Origin of the sequence: Microbacterium sp. (assembly GCF_011620665.1) — a bacterium.
Taxonomy (GTDB): domain Bacteria; phylum Actinomycetota; class Actinomycetes; order Actinomycetales; family Microbacteriaceae; genus Microbacterium.
Genome location: NZ_WOYQ01000061.1, coordinates 1 through 19,052 on the forward strand (window position 1 = coordinate 1; position 19,052 = coordinate 19,052).

The 19,052-nt window shown below is 69.9% G+C and carries 16 protein-coding genes, 1 pseudogene and 1 riboswitch; of the genes and pseudogenes, 10 read left to right on the top strand and 7 right to left on the bottom strand.

The genetic code is table 11. The features are described from left to right. From QZV81_RS07855 to QZV81_RS07865, 3 genes are all read left to right on the top strand, one after another. A partial coding sequence (locus QZV81_RS07855; RefSeq protein WP_292835339.1) for an NADP-dependent isocitrate dehydrogenase occupies nt 1–1,423 on the top strand: 1,423 nt, incomplete at its 5' end. A 217-nt stretch (nt 1,424–1,640) separates the two neighbouring features. Beyond that, nucleotides 1,641–3,791 carry an alpha-galactosidase gene (locus QZV81_RS07860; protein WP_292835342.1) on the top strand — a complete coding sequence of 717 codons (2,151 nt, stop codon included), beginning with the start codon at nt 1,641–1,643 and terminating at the stop codon, nt 3,789–3,791. A 1-nt stretch (nt 3,792) separates the two neighbouring features. Next, nucleotides 3,793–4,758 carry an acetylxylan esterase gene (locus QZV81_RS07865; protein WP_292835345.1) on the top strand — a complete coding sequence of 322 codons (966 nt, stop codon included), beginning with the start codon at nt 3,793–3,795 and terminating at the stop codon, nt 4,756–4,758. Between the two features lie 7 nt (nt 4,759–4,765). Here the strand turns inward: QZV81_RS07865 and QZV81_RS07870 are convergent, their stop codons facing one another. Both QZV81_RS07870 and QZV81_RS07875 read right to left on the bottom strand, forming a co-directional pair. Next, on the bottom strand, nt 4,766–6,253 hold the full coding sequence (locus tag QZV81_RS07870) for a L,D-transpeptidase family protein (RefSeq protein WP_292835348.1): 1,488 nt from the start codon (nt 6,251–6,253) through the stop codon (nt 4,766–4,768). Nucleotides 6,254–6,361: 108 nt separating this feature from the next. Continuing rightward, entirely contained in the window at nt 6,362–6,820 is a 459-nt protein-coding gene (locus tag QZV81_RS07875; protein WP_292835351.1) for a hypothetical protein, read from the bottom strand. A 103-nt stretch (nt 6,821–6,923) separates the two neighbouring features. Between QZV81_RS07875 and QZV81_RS07880 the strand changes: the two genes are divergently transcribed. From QZV81_RS07880 to QZV81_RS07905, 6 genes are all read left to right on the top strand, one after another. Then, a complete protein-coding gene (locus QZV81_RS07880) occupies nt 6,924–8,117 on the top strand; it encodes an ROK family transcriptional regulator (protein WP_292835354.1) in 1,194 nt (397 codons plus the stop codon). Between the two features lie 95 nt (nt 8,118–8,212). Then, nucleotides 8,213–9,475, top strand: coding sequence for an extracellular solute-binding protein (locus QZV81_RS07885; protein ID WP_292835357.1), 1,263 nt, complete (start codon nt 8,213–8,215; stop codon nt 9,473–9,475). Nucleotides 9,476–9,552: 77 nt separating this feature from the next. Further along, entirely contained in the window at nt 9,553–10,527 is a 975-nt protein-coding gene (locus tag QZV81_RS07890; protein WP_292835359.1) for a sugar ABC transporter permease, read from the top strand. After that, on the top strand, nt 10,524–11,489 hold the full coding sequence (locus tag QZV81_RS07895) for a carbohydrate ABC transporter permease (RefSeq protein WP_292835362.1): 966 nt from the start codon (nt 10,524–10,526) through the stop codon (nt 11,487–11,489). The genes QZV81_RS07890 and QZV81_RS07895 overlap by 4 nt, the downstream gene beginning before the upstream one ends. Nucleotides 11,490–11,532: 43 nt before the next feature. Continuing rightward, entirely contained in the window at nt 11,533–12,444 is a 912-nt protein-coding gene (locus QZV81_RS07900) for an ROK family protein (RefSeq protein ID WP_292835365.1), read from the top strand. Further along, nucleotides 12,437–13,216 (top strand): glucosamine-6-phosphate deaminase, encoded by a 780-nt coding sequence (locus QZV81_RS07905; RefSeq protein ID WP_292835368.1) that lies wholly within the window; start codon nt 12,437–12,439, stop codon nt 13,214–13,216. Before QZV81_RS07900 ends, QZV81_RS07905 begins: the two co-directional genes overlap by 8 nt. Before the next feature lie 18 nt (nt 13,217–13,234). On the opposite strand, the gene QZV81_RS07910 is transcribed toward QZV81_RS07905, so the two are convergent. The 5 genes and pseudogenes from QZV81_RS07910 to QZV81_RS07930 form a co-directional block, all read right to left on the bottom strand. Further along, entirely contained in the window at nt 13,235–13,636 is a 402-nt protein-coding gene (locus QZV81_RS07910; protein WP_292835372.1) for an NUDIX domain-containing protein, read from the bottom strand. Continuing rightward, a pseudogene (locus QZV81_RS07915) lies at nt 13,633–15,020 on the bottom strand (FAD-linked oxidase C-terminal domain-containing protein). The gene QZV81_RS07910 and the pseudogene QZV81_RS07915 overlap by 4 nt, the downstream one beginning before the upstream one ends. Next, nucleotides 15,017–15,403, bottom strand: coding sequence for a YrdB family protein (locus QZV81_RS07920; RefSeq protein ID WP_292835375.1), 387 nt, complete (start codon nt 15,401–15,403; stop codon nt 15,017–15,019). The pseudogene QZV81_RS07915 and the gene QZV81_RS07920 overlap by 4 nt, the downstream one beginning before the upstream one ends. A gap of 45 nt (nt 15,404–15,448) precedes the next feature. Beyond that, nucleotides 15,449–16,615, bottom strand: coding sequence for an N-acetylglucosamine-6-phosphate deacetylase (nagA, locus tag QZV81_RS07925; protein ID WP_292835378.1), 1,167 nt, complete (start codon nt 16,613–16,615; stop codon nt 15,449–15,451). After that, the gene (locus tag QZV81_RS07930; RefSeq protein WP_292835381.1) at nt 16,612–18,141 is read right to left on the bottom strand and encodes a family 20 glycosylhydrolase; all 1,530 of its coding nucleotides are present in this window, start codon (nt 18,139–18,141) and stop codon (nt 16,612–16,614) included. Before QZV81_RS07930 ends, nagA begins: the two co-directional genes overlap by 4 nt. A 68-nt stretch (nt 18,142–18,209) precedes the next feature. Then, a riboswitch (ZMP/ZTP riboswitch) is annotated at nt 18,210–18,293 on the top strand. Between the two features lie 68 nt (nt 18,294–18,361). On the opposite strand from QZV81_RS07930, the gene QZV81_RS07935 reads away from it, so the two are divergent. Next, nucleotides 18,362–19,052, top strand: a 691-nt coding sequence (locus tag QZV81_RS07935) for a serine hydroxymethyltransferase (RefSeq protein ID WP_292835384.1), incomplete at its 3' end; no start/stop codon positions are given.

Below are 19,052 nucleotides of genomic sequence, written 5' to 3' on the forward strand. Positions count from 1 at the left end.
CTTCGGCCACGTCGTCAAGGCGTACTTCCCCGACGTGTTCGCGACCTACGGCGACGCACTGGAGGCAGCTGGTCTCAGCCCGAACAACGGGCTCGGCTCGATCCTCGCCGGCCTCGGTGATGTCGACGGCGGTGCGGAGATCGCTGCGGCCGTCGCCGCCGACCTCGAGCGCGGACCGCGCCTGTCGTACACGAATTCCGACAAGGGCATCACGAACCTGCACGTTCCCTCAGACGTCATCGTCGACGCCTCGATGCCCGCCCTCGTGCGCAACGGCGGCAAGCTCTGGGGAGCGGACGGCGGCGAGGACGACACGCTCGCGGTCATCCCCGATTCGTCGTACGCCAGCATCTATCAGGCGACGATCGACGACGTCATCGCGAACGGTCCGCTGGACCCCGCGACCATCGGCAGCGTCTCGAACGTGGGCCTGATGGCGCAGGCTGCGGAGGAGTACGGCAGCCACGACAAGACGTTCGAGATCGCCGCCCCCGGAGTGGTGCAGGTCGTCGATGGGGACGGTCAGGTCGTGATCGAGCACGACGTCCAGAAGGGCGACATCTGGCGCGCCACCCAGACGAAGTACATCCCCCTCGTCGACTGGGTGCGCCTGGCGGTCAGTCGTGCCCGTGCCACCGGGGCGCCTGCCGTGTTCTGGCTGGACGTCAATCGCGCGCACGACGCTCAGGTCATCGCGAAGGTCTACCAGGCTCTCGCGACGATGGACACCCACGGCATCCAGATCTCGATCCTGGCCCCCGCCGAGGCGACCCGCTACAGCCTGGCCCGGATGCGGCACGGCCTGGACACCATCTCGGTGACCGGAAATGTGCTGCGCGACTACCTGACCGACCTGTTCCCGATCCTCGAGGTCGGCACGTCGGCGAAGATGCTCAGCATCGTTCCCCTGCTCGCCGGCGGCGGTCTCTTCGAGACCGGCGCGGGCGGCTCGGCACCGAAGCACGTGCAGCAGCTCGTCGAGGAGAACTACCTGCGCTGGGACTCGCTCGGCGAGTTCTTCGCCCTGGCAGCCTCGCTCGAGCACGTCGCGACTTTCGCCGGCAACGCCAAGGCGCAGGTGCTGGCCGACACGCTGGATGCCGCGACCGGCACGTTCCTCGAGAACGACAAGTCGCCCGGGCGCGCGCTGGGCACGATCGACAACCGTGGCAGCCACTTCTACCTCGCGCTGTACTGGGCGCAGGAGCTGGCGTCGCAGAGCGCCGATCCCGAGCTGGGCGCGATCTTCGCGCCCGTCGCCGAGGCGCTCGCCGCGCAGGAGCAGACGATCGTCGCCGAGCTGCTCGCGGTGCAAGGCTCGCCCGTCGACATCGGCGGCTACTACCGCCCCGACCCGCAGCTCGTCGAGGACGTCATGCGCCCCTCCCAGACCTTCAACGAGATCATCAGCGGCCTCGGCTGAGCCGGTCGAAGCCTGAGCCGGTCGAAGCCTGAGCCGGTCGAAGCCTGAGCCGGTCGAAGCCTGAGCCGGTCGAGGCCTGAGCCGGTCGAGGGTCGAAGGCCCTCGCGGCGATGGCGCGCATCGGCGATCCCGGGGGATTCACCCGGCAGATCGAGCTTCCGACGTGGATCATCGAACGCGGCACCGGAGAGAGACCCCCGTCAGAAGGAGAACACGCATGACCGAGGACATCCTCCAGGCGGAGGCGCACGGTGTCGGTCTGGTGATCGACGCCCGCGGTCGGGGGCTGCCTCGCGTGCTGCACTGGGGGCCGGCATTGGGCGCGCTGTCCGCGGAGGCACTCGCGCAGCTCGCGGCAGGAGTCAGCCGCCAGTCCGCGCCGAGCACGCTCGACGCCGCATGGCAGCTCTCCGTCCTGCCGCAGGAGGGTGATGGCTGGACGGGTCGACCGGGACTGCAGGTGCGACGCGCCGGCGTCCTGCACCACTGCCGCTGGAGCGAGGTGACCACCGAGCTCTCCGATGACGGAACGCGGATCGTCATGATCGCGCGGGATGCGGCATCCGCTCTCCGTCTCGAATGGACGATCGCGATCGAGACGGGCGGGGTCGTGTGGACGGATGCCGCGTTGTCGGTGGCGGAGACCGCTGACGCGGACGAGCGGTTCGAGGTCGACTGGCTGGAGCCGACCCTGCCGGTTCCCACGACGACGACGCACCTGACCACCTTCGACGGGCGGTGGACACGCGAGAAGCGACCGGTGACGACGGGGATGCCGCCCGGCTCTACGGTGCGCCAGTCCCGGCGTGGCCGACCCGGGCACGATGCGCCCACCCTGTTCCTCGCCTCCGAGGCGGAGCCGCGGTGGCGCTCCGGCGCGCTGTGGGCGACCCATCTCGCCTGGTCGTCGGACGTGACCTATCGAGTCGACCGCGTCACCGACGCGGTCACCCTGATCGGGGCGGGCGAACTGCTGCGTCCCGGAGAGATCGTGCTGCGGGCCGGGGAGACCTACCGTGCGCCCCGCGGCGCGTTCATCTGGGCGGCCGACGGGCTCGATGCGATGGCCGGGAGGGCGCACACCTGGCTGCGCGGACGGGAGCGGCATCCCTCCTCCGCCCGCCCGCTCACCCTGAACACCTGGGAGGCGGTGTACTTCGACCACGATCCGCAGCGCATCGCGGCGCTGGCGGAGCGCGCAGCGGCGGTCGGCATCGAGCGCTTCGTACTGGATGACGGCTGGTTCCTGGGTCGGCGCGATGACACGACGAGCCTCGGCGACTGGGTCGTCGACAGGAACGCCTGGCCCGACGGTCTCGCCCCGCTCGCCGAGAAGGTCCACGCGCTCGGAATGGAGTTCGGTCTCTGGTTCGAGCCCGAGATGATCAGCACCGACTCGGAGGTCGCCCGCGCCCATCCGGACTGGCTGCTGCACGACCCCGGTCATCTCGACCACGCCCCGGAGGTGTCCTGGCGTACGCAGTACGTGATGGACCTCGCCCATCCCGACGCGTACGCGCACGTGCGCGGTCAGATCGACGCCCTCGTCGGCAAACTGGGCATCGACTTCATCAAGTGGGACCACAACCGCGATCTGACCGAGAGCGTGCACGCCGGCAGGCCCGGCACCCACGCCCAGATGCAGGCGGTCTACCGCCTGATCGCCGAGCTGAAGCAGGCTCATCCGGGTTTGGAGATCGAATCGTGCTCGAGCGGCGGCGCGCGCACCGATCTGGGGATCATGGCGGTGTGCGATCGGGTGTGGGCGAGCGACTCGAACGATCCGGTCGAGCGGCAGGACATCCAGCGCTGGACCGGACTGCTGCTGCCGCCGGAGCTCGTCGGCGCCCACGTCGGTCCGACCGAGTCGCACAGTTCGGGCCGCACGACAGCGCTGTCGTACCGCATGGCGACGAGCCTGCTGGGCTCGTCCGGCTTCGAGTGGGACATCCTCGGTTGCGACGACGAAGAGCTTGGGACGATCGCGCGCTTCGCCGCGCTCTACCGTGAACTGCGGCCGGTGATCCACGGCGGCACGGTCGCGCACCCCGACCTGCGCGATCCGGCCTGGCGGGTGACCGGATTCGTCGGCCCCGACGCACGGCGGGCCGTCGTCGTGGTCGCCACCGTCGCGAGCCTCGAGGATGCCCGCGCGGAGCGGCTGCGCATCCCGGGCCTGCGGGCGGAGGCGACCTATCGGGTCCGCGTGCGGAGGGAGATCGGGGCCGCGGCGTACGGCTGGATCGCTCCTGAGTGGTTCACGACCGGCGAGATCGTCGTGGCCGGGTCTGTTCTGGAACGCGTGGGCCTTCAGCTGCCCACCCTGTGGCCGGCGCAGGCATTCGTCCTGGACGTGGAGGCGCTCTGAGATGCCGAGATTCGACCTGTCACCCGAAGAGCTGCAGGACTACCGGCCGGCGATCGCCGAGCCTGCGGATTTCGACGAGTTCTGGACCCGCACCATCGCCGAGGCGCGCGGGTGCGACCGGCCGGTCTCCGTCGCGAGGGTGGAAAGCCCGCTGAAGACCGTCGAGGTGTTCGACGTGACCTTTCCGGGATTCGCGGGAGACCCGATCAAGGCCTGGTTCCTCGTGCCCGCCGGCACCGAAGGCCCTCTGCCGGTCGTCGTCGAGTACAACGGCTACGGCGGCGGCAGAGGCCTGCCGGTGGAGCGGCTGGGGTGGGTGTCATCCGGGTACGCGTACCTGTTCATGGATACGCGCGGACAGGGCTCGGCGTGGGGCTCCGGTGGCACGACGCCGGAGCCGCACGGCACGGGTGCCTCGTTCAGCGGCTTCATGACACGGGGGATCGACAGTCCGGACGAGTACTACTACCGCCGCGTGTACGCCGACGCGGTGCGGGCGATCGACGCCGTCCGCACCTTCGACCGCGTCGATTCCGACCGCGTCGTCGTGTGCGGCGGCAGCCAGGGCGGGGGCATCACGCTCGCGGCGGCCGCGCTGGGGGAGGGCGTCGTCGCGGCGCTGCCGGACGTGCCGTTCCTCTGCCACTTCGAGCGCGCGGTCGGGCTGACCGACCATGACCCGTACCAGGAGATCGTGCGCTACCTCTCGATCCACCGCGGCGCCGAGGAGCGCGTCTTCCGCACGCTCTCGTACTTCGACGGCGTGACGTTTGCGGCGCGCGCGACGGCACCGGCGCTCTTCTCGGTCGGGCTGCTCGATCCGGTCTGTCCGCCGTCGACCGTGTACGCGGCATACAACCGCTACGCGGGAGAGAAGGCGATCGAGATCTACCCGTTCAACGAGCACGAAGGCGGACAGACCTACCAGTGGCTGAAGCAGGCGGCATTCCTCGCCGAACGCCTCTGAGGCGCTCCTACGAGTGCACCCACACCTCGGTGCCCATGGGCGCCCAGCTGTAGACGAAGGCGGCGGCATCCACCGGCATGTTCACGCACCCGTGGCTCATGCGGTTGCCGAAGTTGTTGTGCCAGTACGCACCGTGCAGAGCCTCGTCGCCGTTGTAGTACATGACCCACGGGACGTTCTTCGTGTAGTAGTACGGCGCCTTCGTCAGGTCGGGGTTGCCCATGTTCTGCGAGGAGAGCTTCGCGCTGATCCGGAAGCGACCCGTGTCGGTGTCGTTGCCGAACGTGCCCGACGAGATGTACCACGACTGTACGACGTTCTCGTTCTCGAAGAGATACGCACGCTGATCGCCGAGGTCGACTTCGATGCGACGTGCCAGGGTCGTCACCACGGGGGCGACTTCGGCGACCGGCAGCGCGAAGGCGGCATTGCCGGTCGACAGCTGTGCGGCGAAATCGGAGGCCACGCCGGACGTGTCGCCCAGCGCGCGGCCGGAGATGCCCGCAGCCTCTTCGCGCAGCACGTTGCCACCGGAATCGGTGATGACCTTGCCGTCTTCGGCCGCCCGGTTCACCAGGGGCGCGAGGCCGTCGATCATCGGCTGGATGGCGGCCGCGTCCGCGGTGATCTCGAAGGAGCCCTCGCCGTCTGGTGCGACGGAGATCCAGGACGCCAGCGCCGCGCGGTCGATCGGCACGGTGCGCTCGTCGCCGACGTAGAAGCCCGCCGTGTCGAGCATGCCGTTGAGCGAGGCGACACTTTCCTCGGCCGCCGATGCCACGGTGACCGCAGGGATCTCGGCGGGTGCCGCGTCGATCTCGACGCGCTCGGTGCCGTCGGCCAGCGCCGCCTGGAGCGCAAGGCGCACCGCCTCGACGTCGACGCCCGTGCCCGGCACGTCCGCAGTGGCCGCGAAGCTCGCCGTCGCCGCATCCCAGGCGATCGTCGCGTCGACGGGGTCGCTGAACAGTGCGGGCGCGGCCTCGCGCAGGGTGGCGGTCGCCGCTTCCGCGTCGATGCGCACCGCGGCGCTCGTGGGGTCGGCGAACCATGTCGTCAGGTTCCACATCGGGTGCTCGCTGAAGGCGCGGTCGGCCAGCGCGCGGGCGTCCAAGAAGGCGCCGAGCTCTGCGCCTGTCACTTCGGGATCGCCGAGTGCGCCGACCAGCACGACGGTGGTCTCGGCGAGCTGGGTCTGCACGGCGTCGGCAGCGGCGCCGGGCGTGAGCCCGCCCACCGGCACTCCGGCGACCGAGGTGCCCGGCGCGATCAGGACCAGCGAGGAGGCGACCAGCGCGACCACCGCGATTCCTGCGGGGATGCCGAGCCAGAGCGCGAGATGGCGCTTGCGGGGCGCCGGCTCAGGTGGCGCCCACTGGAGTTTCGGTGCGTCGCCGTCACCGTCTGCGGGCGATGCGGCATCCGTGTCGAGAGGCGTCGTGGCGTCGTCGATCGGCGCCTCTTCGGCGCCGGGCCTGGTGGCCAGATCCGTCATGCCATCACCCCCCGGCTGCAAACACGTCTCTCAATGGTACGGGACGCGCACGCGGGGTCGGACAACGGAACCATCACGGATCCGCGACGGCCACTTCGGGTCGAGGGGTCAGGCGGCGCAGACCTCTTGGAACGCCTCGCTCGTCTCGCGGAACTTCGTGCCGAGTTCGGAGAGATCGTCGACCTTGGTGGTGTCGCCCTGGACGATCGCATCCATGACCTCGCCCACCTCGGTGAACATGCTCTCGAGCGAGGGCAGGAGGGCGGCGACTTCGTCGTTCGTGACCTGCGTCGCCGTCTCGCCGAGCTTCTCGGCGGCAGATCTCATCGCCTCGACGGCGGTCGCCGGGTCGGAGGTCGCGGCGCTCTCGAAATCGGCGGTCGCCTCTTCGATGCTCTCCTGCACCAGCGCGCAGGCATCGGCTGTCGACTGCCCTTCGTCGCCGGGCTGGTCGGAGCTCTGCGACGTGGCTTCGCTCTCCGGCTCCGCGGGGGAGGAGGCCGCGCACGCGCTCAGGCCGAGCATGGCGACGGCAGCGATCATGACGGCCGCGATCTTGGGAGACATGGTCCAAGCCTAAGCGCCCGGCAATGTAACGGTTTTGTAAACACCCCGTGCAAATGTGGTCGCGAGCTTGCGGAATGAATGTTCGTAAGGTGTACTAACAAACATGTCCATACCGGAAGCGCACCACGGCTCTTCGACTCTCGAGCCGCCGCAGACCCACCCGAACGGTCGATCGTTCGGACCCGGTCGTGCCCTGCGCCAGGGCGGCAAGGTCCTTCCGGAGCACGCCCGAGGTCACAACCGCTCACTGCTCCTGCAGACCCTTTTCCACCAGGGTGCGATGAGCCGCGCGGACCTTTCGCGTGAGACCGGACTGACCCGCGTCACCATCTCCGACCTCATCTCCGACCTCATCGCCGACGGCTTCGTCGCCGAGATGGGCGTGCGCGAGGCGTCCGGACCCGGCAAGCCCGCGATGCTGGTCGACCTCGACCGGGACGGCCACCGCATCGTCGGGATCGACCTCTCGGGCGCGGATGCCTTCATCGGCGCGGTGCTGACCCTGGACGGTGACATCGTCGCCCGGCGCGAAGTTCCGATCGTGACCGACGGCGACGTGATCGAGGCCGTCGTCCAGCTCGCCCGCGACCTCGTCGGCGACGCACATGCTCCGGTACTGGGCATCGGGGTGGGAACCCCCGGCATCGTCGATGACAGCGGAGTGATCCTCTCGGCGCCCAACCTGCGCTGGGCGGGATTCGATCTGGAGGGAGCGCTGAAGACCGCGCTCGGTCTGCCCGTGCTCGTCGCGAACGACGCGAATGCCGCCGTGCTCGCCGAGTACACCTTCGGCGGAGCCGGCGACGACGTGCTGCTCGTGAAGGTGGGCCGCGGTGTCGGCTCCGGCCTGCTGGCTTCGGGGCAGCCCATGCGCGGCGCGCACTTCGCCGCGGGCGAGATCGGACACGTCACCGTCGGGACCGACGGCGGTCCCGTCTGCGCGTGCGGCAAGGTCGGCTGCCTCGAAGCCTGGCTCTCGGTGCCGGCCCTGACCGCACGATTGGCTGCGGCATCCGACGACGACGCCCGCGACGGCATCCTGCGCGACGCGGGGGAGCGGCTCGGAATCGCGCTCGCTCCGATCGTCGGCGTGCTCGATGTTTCGGAGATCGTCCTCTCCGGACCCCCTGAACTTCTCGACGGACCCCTCGCACACGCGACCGTCGAGACCCTCCGCGCACGGACGCTCGCCGAGTTCCATGACGGCGTCCGCGTGCGGATGACGGAGCAAGGCCAGGACATCGTCCTGCGCGGAGCGGCCGTCATGGTCCTCTCCGGACAGCTCGGGGTCTCGTAGACCCCGGAGCAAGGCACCTCCACATGTAGTGAATCCCCCCGGACAGGTCACCCGGCCCCCGGAAACCCACCAAGAGAAACACGAAGGAAGACACCATGAACAAGAAGCTCGGAGCACTCGCGCTCGTCGGCGCTTCGGCTGTCGTGCTCGCCGGCTGCGCGGGCGGCAGCGGCGGCGCGGCCGGTGAGGCGGCGGAGGGCGAGATCACGGTCTGGCTCGTCGGAACCGACACGCCGGACGCCGCGCGCGACTACCTCAAGGAGACGTTCGAGGCCGAGAACGAAGGCTGGACCCTCACTGTCGAGGAGAAGACCTGGGCGGACACGAGCGAGACCTACGTCGCCGCGCTCTCGTCCAACGACGCTCCCGACGTGGTGGAGGTCGGCAACACTCAGGCGCTCGGCTTCATCGATCAGGGACTGTTCGCCGACATCAGCGACATCAAAGAAGATCTCGGTGGCGATGACCTGCTCCCCGGCCTCGTGGATGCCGGAACCTATGATGGCGCGTTCTACGCAGCCCCGTACTACGCGGGCGGTCGCATCGTGTTCTACAGCCCGCAGATCGTCACGGGTGGGGTTCCCGAAACGCTGGACGACTACGTCGCGCAAGGCGTCGCGATGACCACCGACACAGTGTCGGGCATCTACGCGCCCGGCAAGGACTGGTACAACGCCCTTCCGTACGTCTGGGCGCACGGCGGCGAGATCGCGGTCCAGGACGGCGACGAATGGGATGCGCAGTTCGCCAGCGACGAGAGCGTCGCGGGCCTCGAGCAGCTTCAGGAGGTCTACCTCAACGCGACGATCGCTCCCGCCGACGGTGACGAGGCCAACCCGCAGGTCCCGTTCTGCGCGGGCGAGGTCGGCTTCCTCTCGGCGCCGGGCTGGGTCAAGTGGTCGATCCTTGCTGCGGCCGACGCGGAGAACCCCGGCTGCCCCGAGACGTACGGCAAGGACCTCGCGGCCTTCCCCCTGCCCGGTCTGAAGGCGGGCGAGACTGCTCCGATCTTCGCCGGCGGGTCGAACGTCGCCGTCGCGCAGAAGAGTGCGAACCCGGAGATGGCCAAGGCCGCGCTCAAGGTGCTCCTCTCCGAGGGCTACCAGCAGCTGCTCGCCGAAGGCGGACTGACTCCGGGAATTATCTCGGCGGCATCCTCGCTGCCGGACGACGCGATCACGCAGGCCCAGGCGACCGCGCTCGCGAACTCGAAGTTCACCCCGATGAGCCCCAACTGGGCTGAGGTGGAGGCCGCGCTGGTCATCCCGGACGCGCTGGTCAAGATCGCCCAGGGCGGCGACGTCAAGGCCATCGCCGAGGATCTCGACGCACAGATCGAAGCGATCCTCAACAAGTAGTACACCTGGAGGGGTCCGGGTCGCGCGCCTGGGCCCCTCCGGCTTGTCCATCGAGACCCACTCAGAGAGGAGGCGACATGAGCGAAACAGCGACCGCAGCCCGGCCGTCGACTTCCGAACGCCGCGAATCCCGTCCGCCCGTCTCTCGCGAGCGTCGACGCGCGCGCCGCGAAGCCCGCGGCGGCTGGACCCTGCTCGGCCCTTCCGTGATCATCCTTGGGGTCATGGTCGGCTATCCCGCCGTCCTCATGGTCATCCAGTCCTTCACCGACTACAGCGTGAAGAACAAAGTTCAGGGCACCTGGCCGAACTTCGTCGGCTTCGACAACTACATCGAGGTGTTCACCTCGTCGGACTTCCCTGTCGTGCTCGTGCGCAGCCTGGGACTCATGGTCGCGATGACGGTGCTGATCATCGGACTCGGTGTTCTGGTGGCGGTGCTCATGACGCGGCTGGGGCGCGGTTGGCGGGTGCTGGTGTCGGTCGGCCTGCTCCTGGCGTGGGCGATGCCGCCGCTCGCGGCGACCGTCGTGTGGGGGTGGATCTTCGACACCCAGTACGGCGTCGTCAACTGGGCGCTGAACACGATCACCGGCACGAGCGACTGGACGAACCATTCCTGGCTGATCGACCCGTGGTCGTTCTTCTTCGTGCTGACGATCATCGTCGTCTGGCAGGGTGTGCCATTCGTCGCCTTCACCACCTACGCCGCTCTCGGTCAGGTTCCCGGCGAAGTCCTCGAAGCGGCATCCCTCGACGGCGCGATCGGGATCAAGCGCTTCCGCTTCGTGGTCTTCCCCTACATCCGCAGCGTCCTGCTGGTCGTGCTCGTGCTCCAGATCATCTGGAATCTGCGCATCTTCACCCAGGTCTACGCCCTCCAGTCTCGCGGCGGGCTGGCATCCGAGACGAACGTCCTCGGCACGTACATGTTCCGTCAGGGGCCCGGCGACTTCGGGTTCACGTCGGCGATCGGCGTCATCATGGTCATCCTGCTGCTCGTGCTGTCGTGGCGATACGTGCGCTCCACTCTGAAGGGAGAAGAGCTGTGAGCACTCAGATCAACGCGAGCACGCAGCTGGGCACGATCGGCGTCGACGAGATCCTCGAGGATGGTGGCCGGCCCAAAGCACCCCGACGCCATTCGATCGAGGCGCGGCGTCCGTCCGGCAAGCGGGTGGCGACGAGGACGTTCCTGAACATCGCCGCTGTCGTCGTCTTCCTGTGCTCGGTCTTCCCGGTGTACTGGATGGTGAACATGTCGCTCACGCCGAGCAACGAGATCATCAGCCGCACGCCCAGCCTTCTGCCTCTCGAGCTCACGTTCAAGAACTACGTGACCGCGTGGACGCGCGAAGCCGCCCCCGGTCAGACGGACTTCCCGCACGGCCTGATGACGTCGGTGATCGTCACTGCCGGTGTGCTGGTCGCGACACTGCTGTTCGCCTTCCTCGCCTCCGTCGCCGTCGCGCGCTTCCACTTCCGTGGTCGCCGGATGTTCATCGTGTCGGTGCTCATCATCCAGATGATCCCCGGCGAGGCCATGATGTTCACGATCTACGGCATGATCGACGACTGGCGTCTGATGAACACGATGCTCGGACTGGGCATCGTCTATCTCGCCTCGGTCATCCCCTTCACGATCTGGACTCTTCGGGGCTTCGTCGCTGGCGTGCCGGCAGATCTCGAAGAGGCCGCGATGATCGACGGGTGCACGAAGTCGCAGGCCTTCTGGAAAGTCACCTTCCCGCTGCTGGCGCCCGGCCTGGTCGCGACCGGCATCTTCGCCTTCATCCAGTCGTGGAACGAGTTCACGATGGCGCTGCTGCTGATGAAGGGCTACAACCTCACACTGCCGACCTGGCTCAATTCGTTCCAGTCGGCGACGGAAGCCACGAACTGGGGTGCGGTGATGGCCGGCGCGACGCTCATCTCGATTCCCGTCGTCATCTTCTTCCTCATCGTGCAGGGTCGCATGACCGGCGGTCTGGTGGCAGGGGCGGTCAAGGGCTGATGCGCGCCGGAACGATCGCCGCCTCCCGCAGGGAGGCGGGCAGATGAAGGTCGGCCTCGACATCGGAGGGACCAAGACGGATGCCGTCGCCGTCGACTCGGCGGGCACGATCGCCGCGCGGGTCCGCCTCTCGACCGGCTGGGGATCGGATGCCGTCATCCGGACCGTCCTGGAGGCCGTGCGCTCGCTCGCGGAGCAGGTGGGGGCGATCGAGTCCGTGGGGATCGGCATCCCCGGTCAGGTCGAACCCGGCACCGCCCGCGTCGTGCACGCCGTCAATCTCGGCGTGGACGAACTCGATCTCGCCGCCGCCGTCGGCCCCGAACTCGGGGTGCCGGTGCGTGTCGAGAACGACGTGAAGGCTGCGGCATTCGGCGCGCACGCACTGAGATCCGGGGGCGCCGGCTCGATGGCCTACCTGAATCTCGGCACCGGCGTCGCGGCGGGCATCGTCACCGACGGTGAACTGTGGCGCGGTGCGCGGGGCACCGCCGGCGAGGTGGGGCACATCTCGATCGATCCCCACGGCCCGCAGTGCCGCTGCGGCCAGCGCGGCTGCATCGAAGCGCTCGCCGGAGGCGGGGCCATCGCCGAGCGCTGGGGCCGGCCCGGCGCCCTGCCCGTGCGCGACGTGTTCGACGCCGCAGACGCGGGCGACCCGCTCGCTCGAGAGCTGCGCGCCGGCCTCGCCCGTGGCGTTGCCGCGGCCGTCCGGGTGCTCGTGCTCACGGCGGACGTGGATGCCGTCGTCCTCGGCGGCGGCATCACCGGGCTCGGCCCGCGGCTCATGGCGGATGTCACCGCAGAGCTGGCCGCGAGCGCCGAGGCGTCGCCGTTCATGCGCTCGCTGCGCCTCGAGGAGCGGGTCGAGCTGCTGCCCGCCGGCTCTCCGGCGGCGGCGCTCGGCGCGGCGCTCGTGGGCGCCGCGCGGGAGGGGGCGTTCACCCGTGGCTGAAGTGGTCATCGTCCCGGATGCCGCCACTGCTGGCGCGATCGTGGCCGACGAGATCGCGCGGCTCGTGCACGCGAACCCCGACGCCGTGCTGGGACTTGCGACCGGGTCGACTCCCGTGCCGGTATACGAGGCGCTGCCCGCCCGGCTGGCGGGGGTCGACATGTCGCGGGTGCGAGGATTCGCGCTCGACGAGTACGTGGGGCTCGACCCGTCGCATCCCGAGAGCTACCGGTCGGTCATCACGAGGGAAGTGGTCGAGCCGCTCGGTCTCGACCCGGCGCGCGTCCACGTGCCCGACGGGTCGCTCGAGGGTATCGAGCATGCGGGCGACTCGTACGAGCGCGCGCTGGCCGAGGCGGGCGGGGTGGATCTGCAGATCCTCGGTATCGGCACCGACGGTCACATCGGCTTCAACGAGCCGGGCTCGTCCTTCGCCTCGCTCACTCGCGTCAAGACCCTCACGACCCAGACCCGCGAGGACAACGCGCGGTTCTTCGACTCGATCGACGATGTTCCGCGCCACTGCATCACGCAGGGGCTCGGCACGATCCTGCGCGCCCGGCACCTCGTGCTGCTCGCGTTCGGCGAGGGCAAGGCCGCGGCGGTCGCGGGAGCGCTCGAGGGTCCGGTGACGGCATCCCTTCCCGGATCGGCGATCCAGCTGCACCCGCACGCCACGGTCGTGGTCGACGAAGCCGCGGCATCGACCCTCCGCTTCGCGGAGTACTACCGCTACACGTTCGCGAACAAGCCCGCCTGGCAGGGACTGTAGTTCTGACCGGCCCCGCGCTCAGCCCCAGGCGAGCGCCAGCAGGTGGTCGAGGCTCAGTGGGGCCAGCCGCATCGCCGCGACATCGGCCGGGGTGATCCAGCGCAGCTCGGCGATCTCGGCCCGCGCCGAAAGCTCCGCCGGCTCGGCCGTGGTGCGGAAGGCGGCGGCGACCACCCGATGCCCCGGCTCGTTCGCGGCATCCGATTCGAACGTTCCGAGCGGCTCCAGCGCGTCCGCCGCGACCACGAGCCCGACCTCCTCGTACAGCTCCCGCGAGAGCGCCTCGGCCGCGCTCTCGCCCGGCTCGGGCTTGCCGCCCGGCTGCATGAAGACCGAGGTGCCGTGCTTGCGCACGACGAGCACCCGGCCGGCGGCATCCGTGATCACGGCGGCACTCACGAAGATGCGCGGACCCGTCACGGTTCGAAGACCTTGCCGGGGTTCAGGATGCCGGCCGGATCGAACACGCGGGTGATCCGGCGCTGCAGCTCCCACTGATCATCGCCCAGCTCATCGGCGAGCCAGCGACGCTTGAGCACCCCGATGCCGTGCTCGCCCGTGAGGGTGCCGCCGAGCCGGAGGGCGGCGCGGAAGAGATCGTCCGCGGCATCCCAGATCGCCTCCGGCACGTCGACGACACCGTCCGCGTCGGGCACGGCGTCGAAGATGAAGTTCGGGTGCAGGTTGCCGTCGCCGGCGTGCGCGACGGTCGGGATCACGACCCCGTGATCACGCTCGACGCGGGCGATCTCGTCGAACATCGCCGGCAGGGCGCTCCGCGGCACCGAGACGTCCTCGATGAGGGTCGTGCCCAGCGACTCCATCGCAGGGTGCATCGAGCGGCGGATCGCGAGCAACCGCTCGCCTTCCTCACGGTCGTGAGAGACGGCGAGCCCCCCGCCTCCGTCAGCACGGCTGCGATCGCGTCCGCTTCCGCGGCGGCGGCCGGGCCGTCGGTCTGGATCGTGAGTTGAGCCGCGCCGGGAGCCGGCGGCTCGAGGTGCAGCAGCGCGTGGACGGCCGCGAGGGAAGCCGCATCCATCAGCTCCATGATCGCCGGCTGGGCGCCCGAGGCGGTGACCGCCGACGAGGCGACGGCCGCCGTCCGCACGTCGGCGAACGTCGCCGCAATGGTGCATACCTCTCCGGGAATAAGTCGGCGCAGCGTGAGCGTCGCCCCGACGACGACGCCCAGTGTGCCCTCCGAGCCGATCACGAGCGACGTCAGATCCAGACCCGTCACGCCCTTCACGGTGCGATGACCGAGGTGCAGCAACCGGCCGTCGGCGAGCACGAGATCGACGCCGAGAACGGCATCGCGCACGACGCCGTACTTCGCGCACAGCAGCCCGCCGGCGCCGGTCGCGATGTTGCCGCCGACCGTCGAGATCGCGCGGCTGGCCGGATCGGGCGCCCACCACAGCCCGTGTTCGGCGAGCGCGGTGTTCAGATCGGCGTTCAGGATGCCGGGTTCGACCACCGCGAGCAGGTCGTCGGGGCGCACCTCGAGGATGCGGTCCATCGCGCGCATCGAGAGGGCGATCTCGCCCTCGCCCGCGTTCGCGGCGCCGGCCAGGCCCGTGCCGGCGCCGCGCGTGACCACCGGCGTGCCCGTCGCGGTCGCGATGCGCAGCGTCTGCTGCACGTCGTCGACGGATGCCGCGTGCACGACGGCCAGCGGGGTTCCGGATGCCGCATGCCCCGACTTGTCGGCACGGGCGGCGGCGAGGGAGGCCGGTGCGGTGTCGACGCGATCGCCGAGCGCGGCGCGCAGGAGCGCGAGGACTTCGGCCGTGTCGCTCACGCGAGGCGGCGCCGACCGGCCAGGACGCCCACCGTCACCGCGACGGCGCCGAAGGCCAGTCCGATCCAGGTGAGCCCCATGCTCCACAGTGCGAGGGTCGCCGAGACGTAGACGAGCAGCTCGACCACCGCACGCACGAACGGGTGCACTTCGAAGACCGCACGCGGCGAGACGAACAGCGCCCAGACCAGGATCGCGACGACGGGGGCGCCGATGCCGACGACGATGTTCCACGGGAACGCCCACATCGCGAAGCCCCAGATCGCCAGAATGGCGAACGCCAGCAGCTCGACGACGAATGCCAGCACGTCGATCACCGACAGCGGAGCGCGCATTCCGGGTTCGAGGGGCGCCGACGGCGTCTGGCGGGGAGTCTCGGACATGGCTCCATTCTACGAGCCGTGCCACGGACGGCAGGGCGCCCCGACTCAGCCCGCGGTGCCCGCGACGCCCGCGGTCCAGACCGATCGCACCTCCAGCGCGGCGGTCAGCAGCACCGCGTCGGCCGTGTAGCCCGTGGCCAGGGAACCGAAGTCATCGCCGCGTCCGATCGCGCGTGCGGGGGTCGACGTCAGCGCCGCGACGGCGTCGGCGAGGCGCACGCCCGCCTCGACGGTGCGGCGGAGCGCCGCATCCTGGGTCAGCGTCGAACCGGCGATCGCCCCGCCGTCCGCCAGACGCGCCACCCCGTCGGTCACGTCGACCCCGAGCGAGCCGAGCTCGTAGCGGCCGTCGGCGTGCCCGGCCGCCGCCATCGCGTCGGTCACGAGCGCGATGCGGCCGGGCGCCGCCGCGAACGCGATGCGCACGACCTGCGGGTGCAGGTGAACACCGTCGGCGATCACCTCGAGCGTCACGCGGGGATCGGATGCCGCGGCCGCGACCGGACCGGGATGCCGGTGGTGCAGGCCCGGCATCGCGTTGAACGCGTGCGTCAGGATCGTCGCACCGGCCTCGAACGCGGCCTGACTCGCCGCGAAGTCCGCGCCCGTATGACCGACCGCCGCCGCGGCGCCCGCCGCAACGATCAGCCGGATCGCGTCGAGCCCGCCGGGCAGTTCGGGGGCGAGGGTCAGCTGACGGACCGTGCCGCGTCCGGCGTCGAGCAGGCGCTGCACCGCGGCGAGGTCGGGTTCACGCAGGAGCGTGTCGTCGTGGGCGCCCTTGTGCGCGGGGTCGAGGAACGGCCCCTCCAGATGCGAGCCGAGGATGTCGGCATCCGTCGCCGCGAGGTCGGCGACCATCGACGCGCGACGCTCCATCACTTCGAGCGGCGCCGTCACGAGCGAGACGACCGCGCGGGTGGTGCCGTGGGCGCGATGCAGCGCGCGGGCCGCGCGGATCGTGTCGGGCCCGTCGTCGTAGGACCCACCTGCGCCGCCATGACCGTGGATGTCGATGAAGCCGGGAGTGAGCAGGGCGCCGGCGCCGGCGGCCTCCTCGCCGTCGACGACGACGTCGTACTGCTGCGCCTGGCCGCGCCATCCCTCGCCGATGCCGTTCCCCGCGACGCGGCCGCCCTCGAAGCGCACCCACGCGTCATCGACGATGCGCCCCGCATCCACCAGCCGGACGGAGTGGACGACGGTGCTCACTCGGAGACCCAGGGGATCTCGGCGGAGGGGTGGTAGCGGATGCCGAGACTCGACCAGAGCGGACCGAGCGCGCCGACCCGCGAGCGGAACGACTCCCACGTGCGGAGGTCGCTGTCCGCGGCCGGCGGCGACCAGGCGGCCTCGGCAGCGGCCGCGATGCGCGGGAACGCCATCTCGTCGATGTCGTCGAGGGTGCGGATGGTCTCGGTCCACATCGGCGCCTCGACGCCGAGGATGTCGGCATCCGTCACGCCGTCGATGACCGCGGCGGGATCCCAGGAGTACGCGCGCTCGACGCTGGTCGGGCCGTTCGCCCAGTTCAGTCCGAGGGCGCTGCCGGCGTCGTGCTTCATGTCGAGATAGACCGCGTCGGCGGGCGAGAGGATCAGGCCCGCATCGTTGCGCACGAAGGTGCGCGCTTTCTCGTCCATGCCGTCGGTCGGCGTCACGAAGCCCCAGTACTGCCCGACCGTGCTCGGGTCGATGCGCACCGCCGCGCCCGCCTCGTGCCACGTGATCGGCGTCTTGCCGAGGTCGGCGACGATCTCGGTGGCGCGCTCGATGAAGAGCGCGAAGTCCTCGGGCGTCGTGCCCAGCGCTTCGTCGCCGCCGATGTGCAGGTACGGCCCGGGGGTCATCGCGGCGAGCTCGCCGGCGACGTCGGCCACGAAATCGTACGTCGCCTCGTCATGGATCTTCAGCGAAGAGAAGCCCACTCCCATCCCCGTGTAGGGCTCTCCGGCGGTCGGTGCCGCGCCGCCGTGCGACTCGACGATCTCGAGGAGGTGCGGGCTCAGGACAGGCGCCTCGGCGAGTTCGGGGTACGCCAGGCCCACGGCATGGGTGTGACCGGGCAGGTCGACCTCGGGCACCACCATCATGTGGCGGGATGCCGCGTATGCGACGATCTCGCGATAGTCGGCCTTCGAGAAGAATCCTCCGGCGTCACCGCCCACGCCCGTCGCGGCGGCGAGTTCGGTGAGCTTCGGCCGGGAGTCGAGGTGGATCCGCCAGCCCTGGTCGTCGGTGAGGTGCAGGTGCAGGGCGTTGAACTTGAGGGACGCCGCGCGATCGATGTACGCCTTCACGGTCTCGACGGGGTGGAAGTGCCGCGCGACGTCGAGCATGACTCCGCGATACGCGAACCGGGGTGCGTCCTCGATCTGCACGGCCGGGATCGAGAACCCTTCGCCGTCGCGGCTGACCAGCTGACCGAGCGTCTGCACGCCGTAGAAGAGGCCTGCGGCATCGGCGCCCGTCACGACGACGGATGCCGCATCCGCCGTGATCCGATACGACTCGGGCGTGCCGGCCGGAGTGATGCGCAGCGCGATCACGGGTGACTCGCCCCCGCTCCCTGAGTCTGTCGAAGGGTCGATCACACCGCTCGTGCGGGCAGCGATCAGCGCGGACAGCGCCGCTGCGGCATCCGCCTCTCCGACCAGCCGCACCTCGTCGGTGAGCGTGAACACGGCGGAGCCATCGGAGGTGATCGACGCCGGGGCCGGCACGAGCGCGAGAGTCATGTAAGGGAGCCTAACAAATAGGGGTCTTCGACGTGAGCAGAATCAGCGCGCACCGGCATCCGTTATGCTCGTCGTGTCGCGACTGGCGTTGAGGTGGGTCACCACCGGGGAGCGACCGACACGGCACCCGACCGTACGCCTGGGTCGATGCAATCACCGGTGGTCGTCGCCTCTGAAGCGGCGCACCCGAGATCCGAAGCCGTCGTCAGAGGAGAACGCCATGACCGACCACTATTTCACCGCGCCGCTCGCGGAGGTCGACCCCGAGATCGCCCAGGTGCTCGACCGAGAGCTGCAGCGCCAGCGCGGGTATCTCGAGATGATCGCATCCGAGAACTTCGTTCCGGTGTCGATCCTGCAGTCGCAGGGATCGGTACTGACCAACAAGTACGCCGAGGGCTACCCCGGTCGCCGCTACTACGGCGGCTGCGAAGAGGTCGACGTCGCCGAAGAGCTCGCGATCGAGCGGGCGAAGTCGCTGTTCGGCGCCGAATTCGCGAACGTGCAGCCGCACTCCGGTGCGACCGCGAACGCCGCCGTGCTGCACGCGATCGCCCGCCCCGGCGACACGCTGCTCGGCCTCTCACTCGACCAGGGCGGCCACCTGACGCACGGCATGAAGATCAACTTCTCGGGGCGGCTGTTCAACATCGTCGCGTACGGCGTCGACCCCGAGACCTCGATCATCGACATGGACGAAGTGCGCCGCCTCGCCGTCGAGCACCAGCCCAAGGTCATCATCGCGGGCTGGTCGGCCTACCCGCGTCAGCTCGATTTCGCCGCGTTCCGGGCGATCGCCGACGAGGTCGGCGCGCTGCTCTGGGTCGACATGGCGCACTTCGCCGGCCTGGTGGCCGCGGGTCTGCACCCCAACCCCGTGCCGCACGCGCACGTCGTCTCCTCGACGGTGC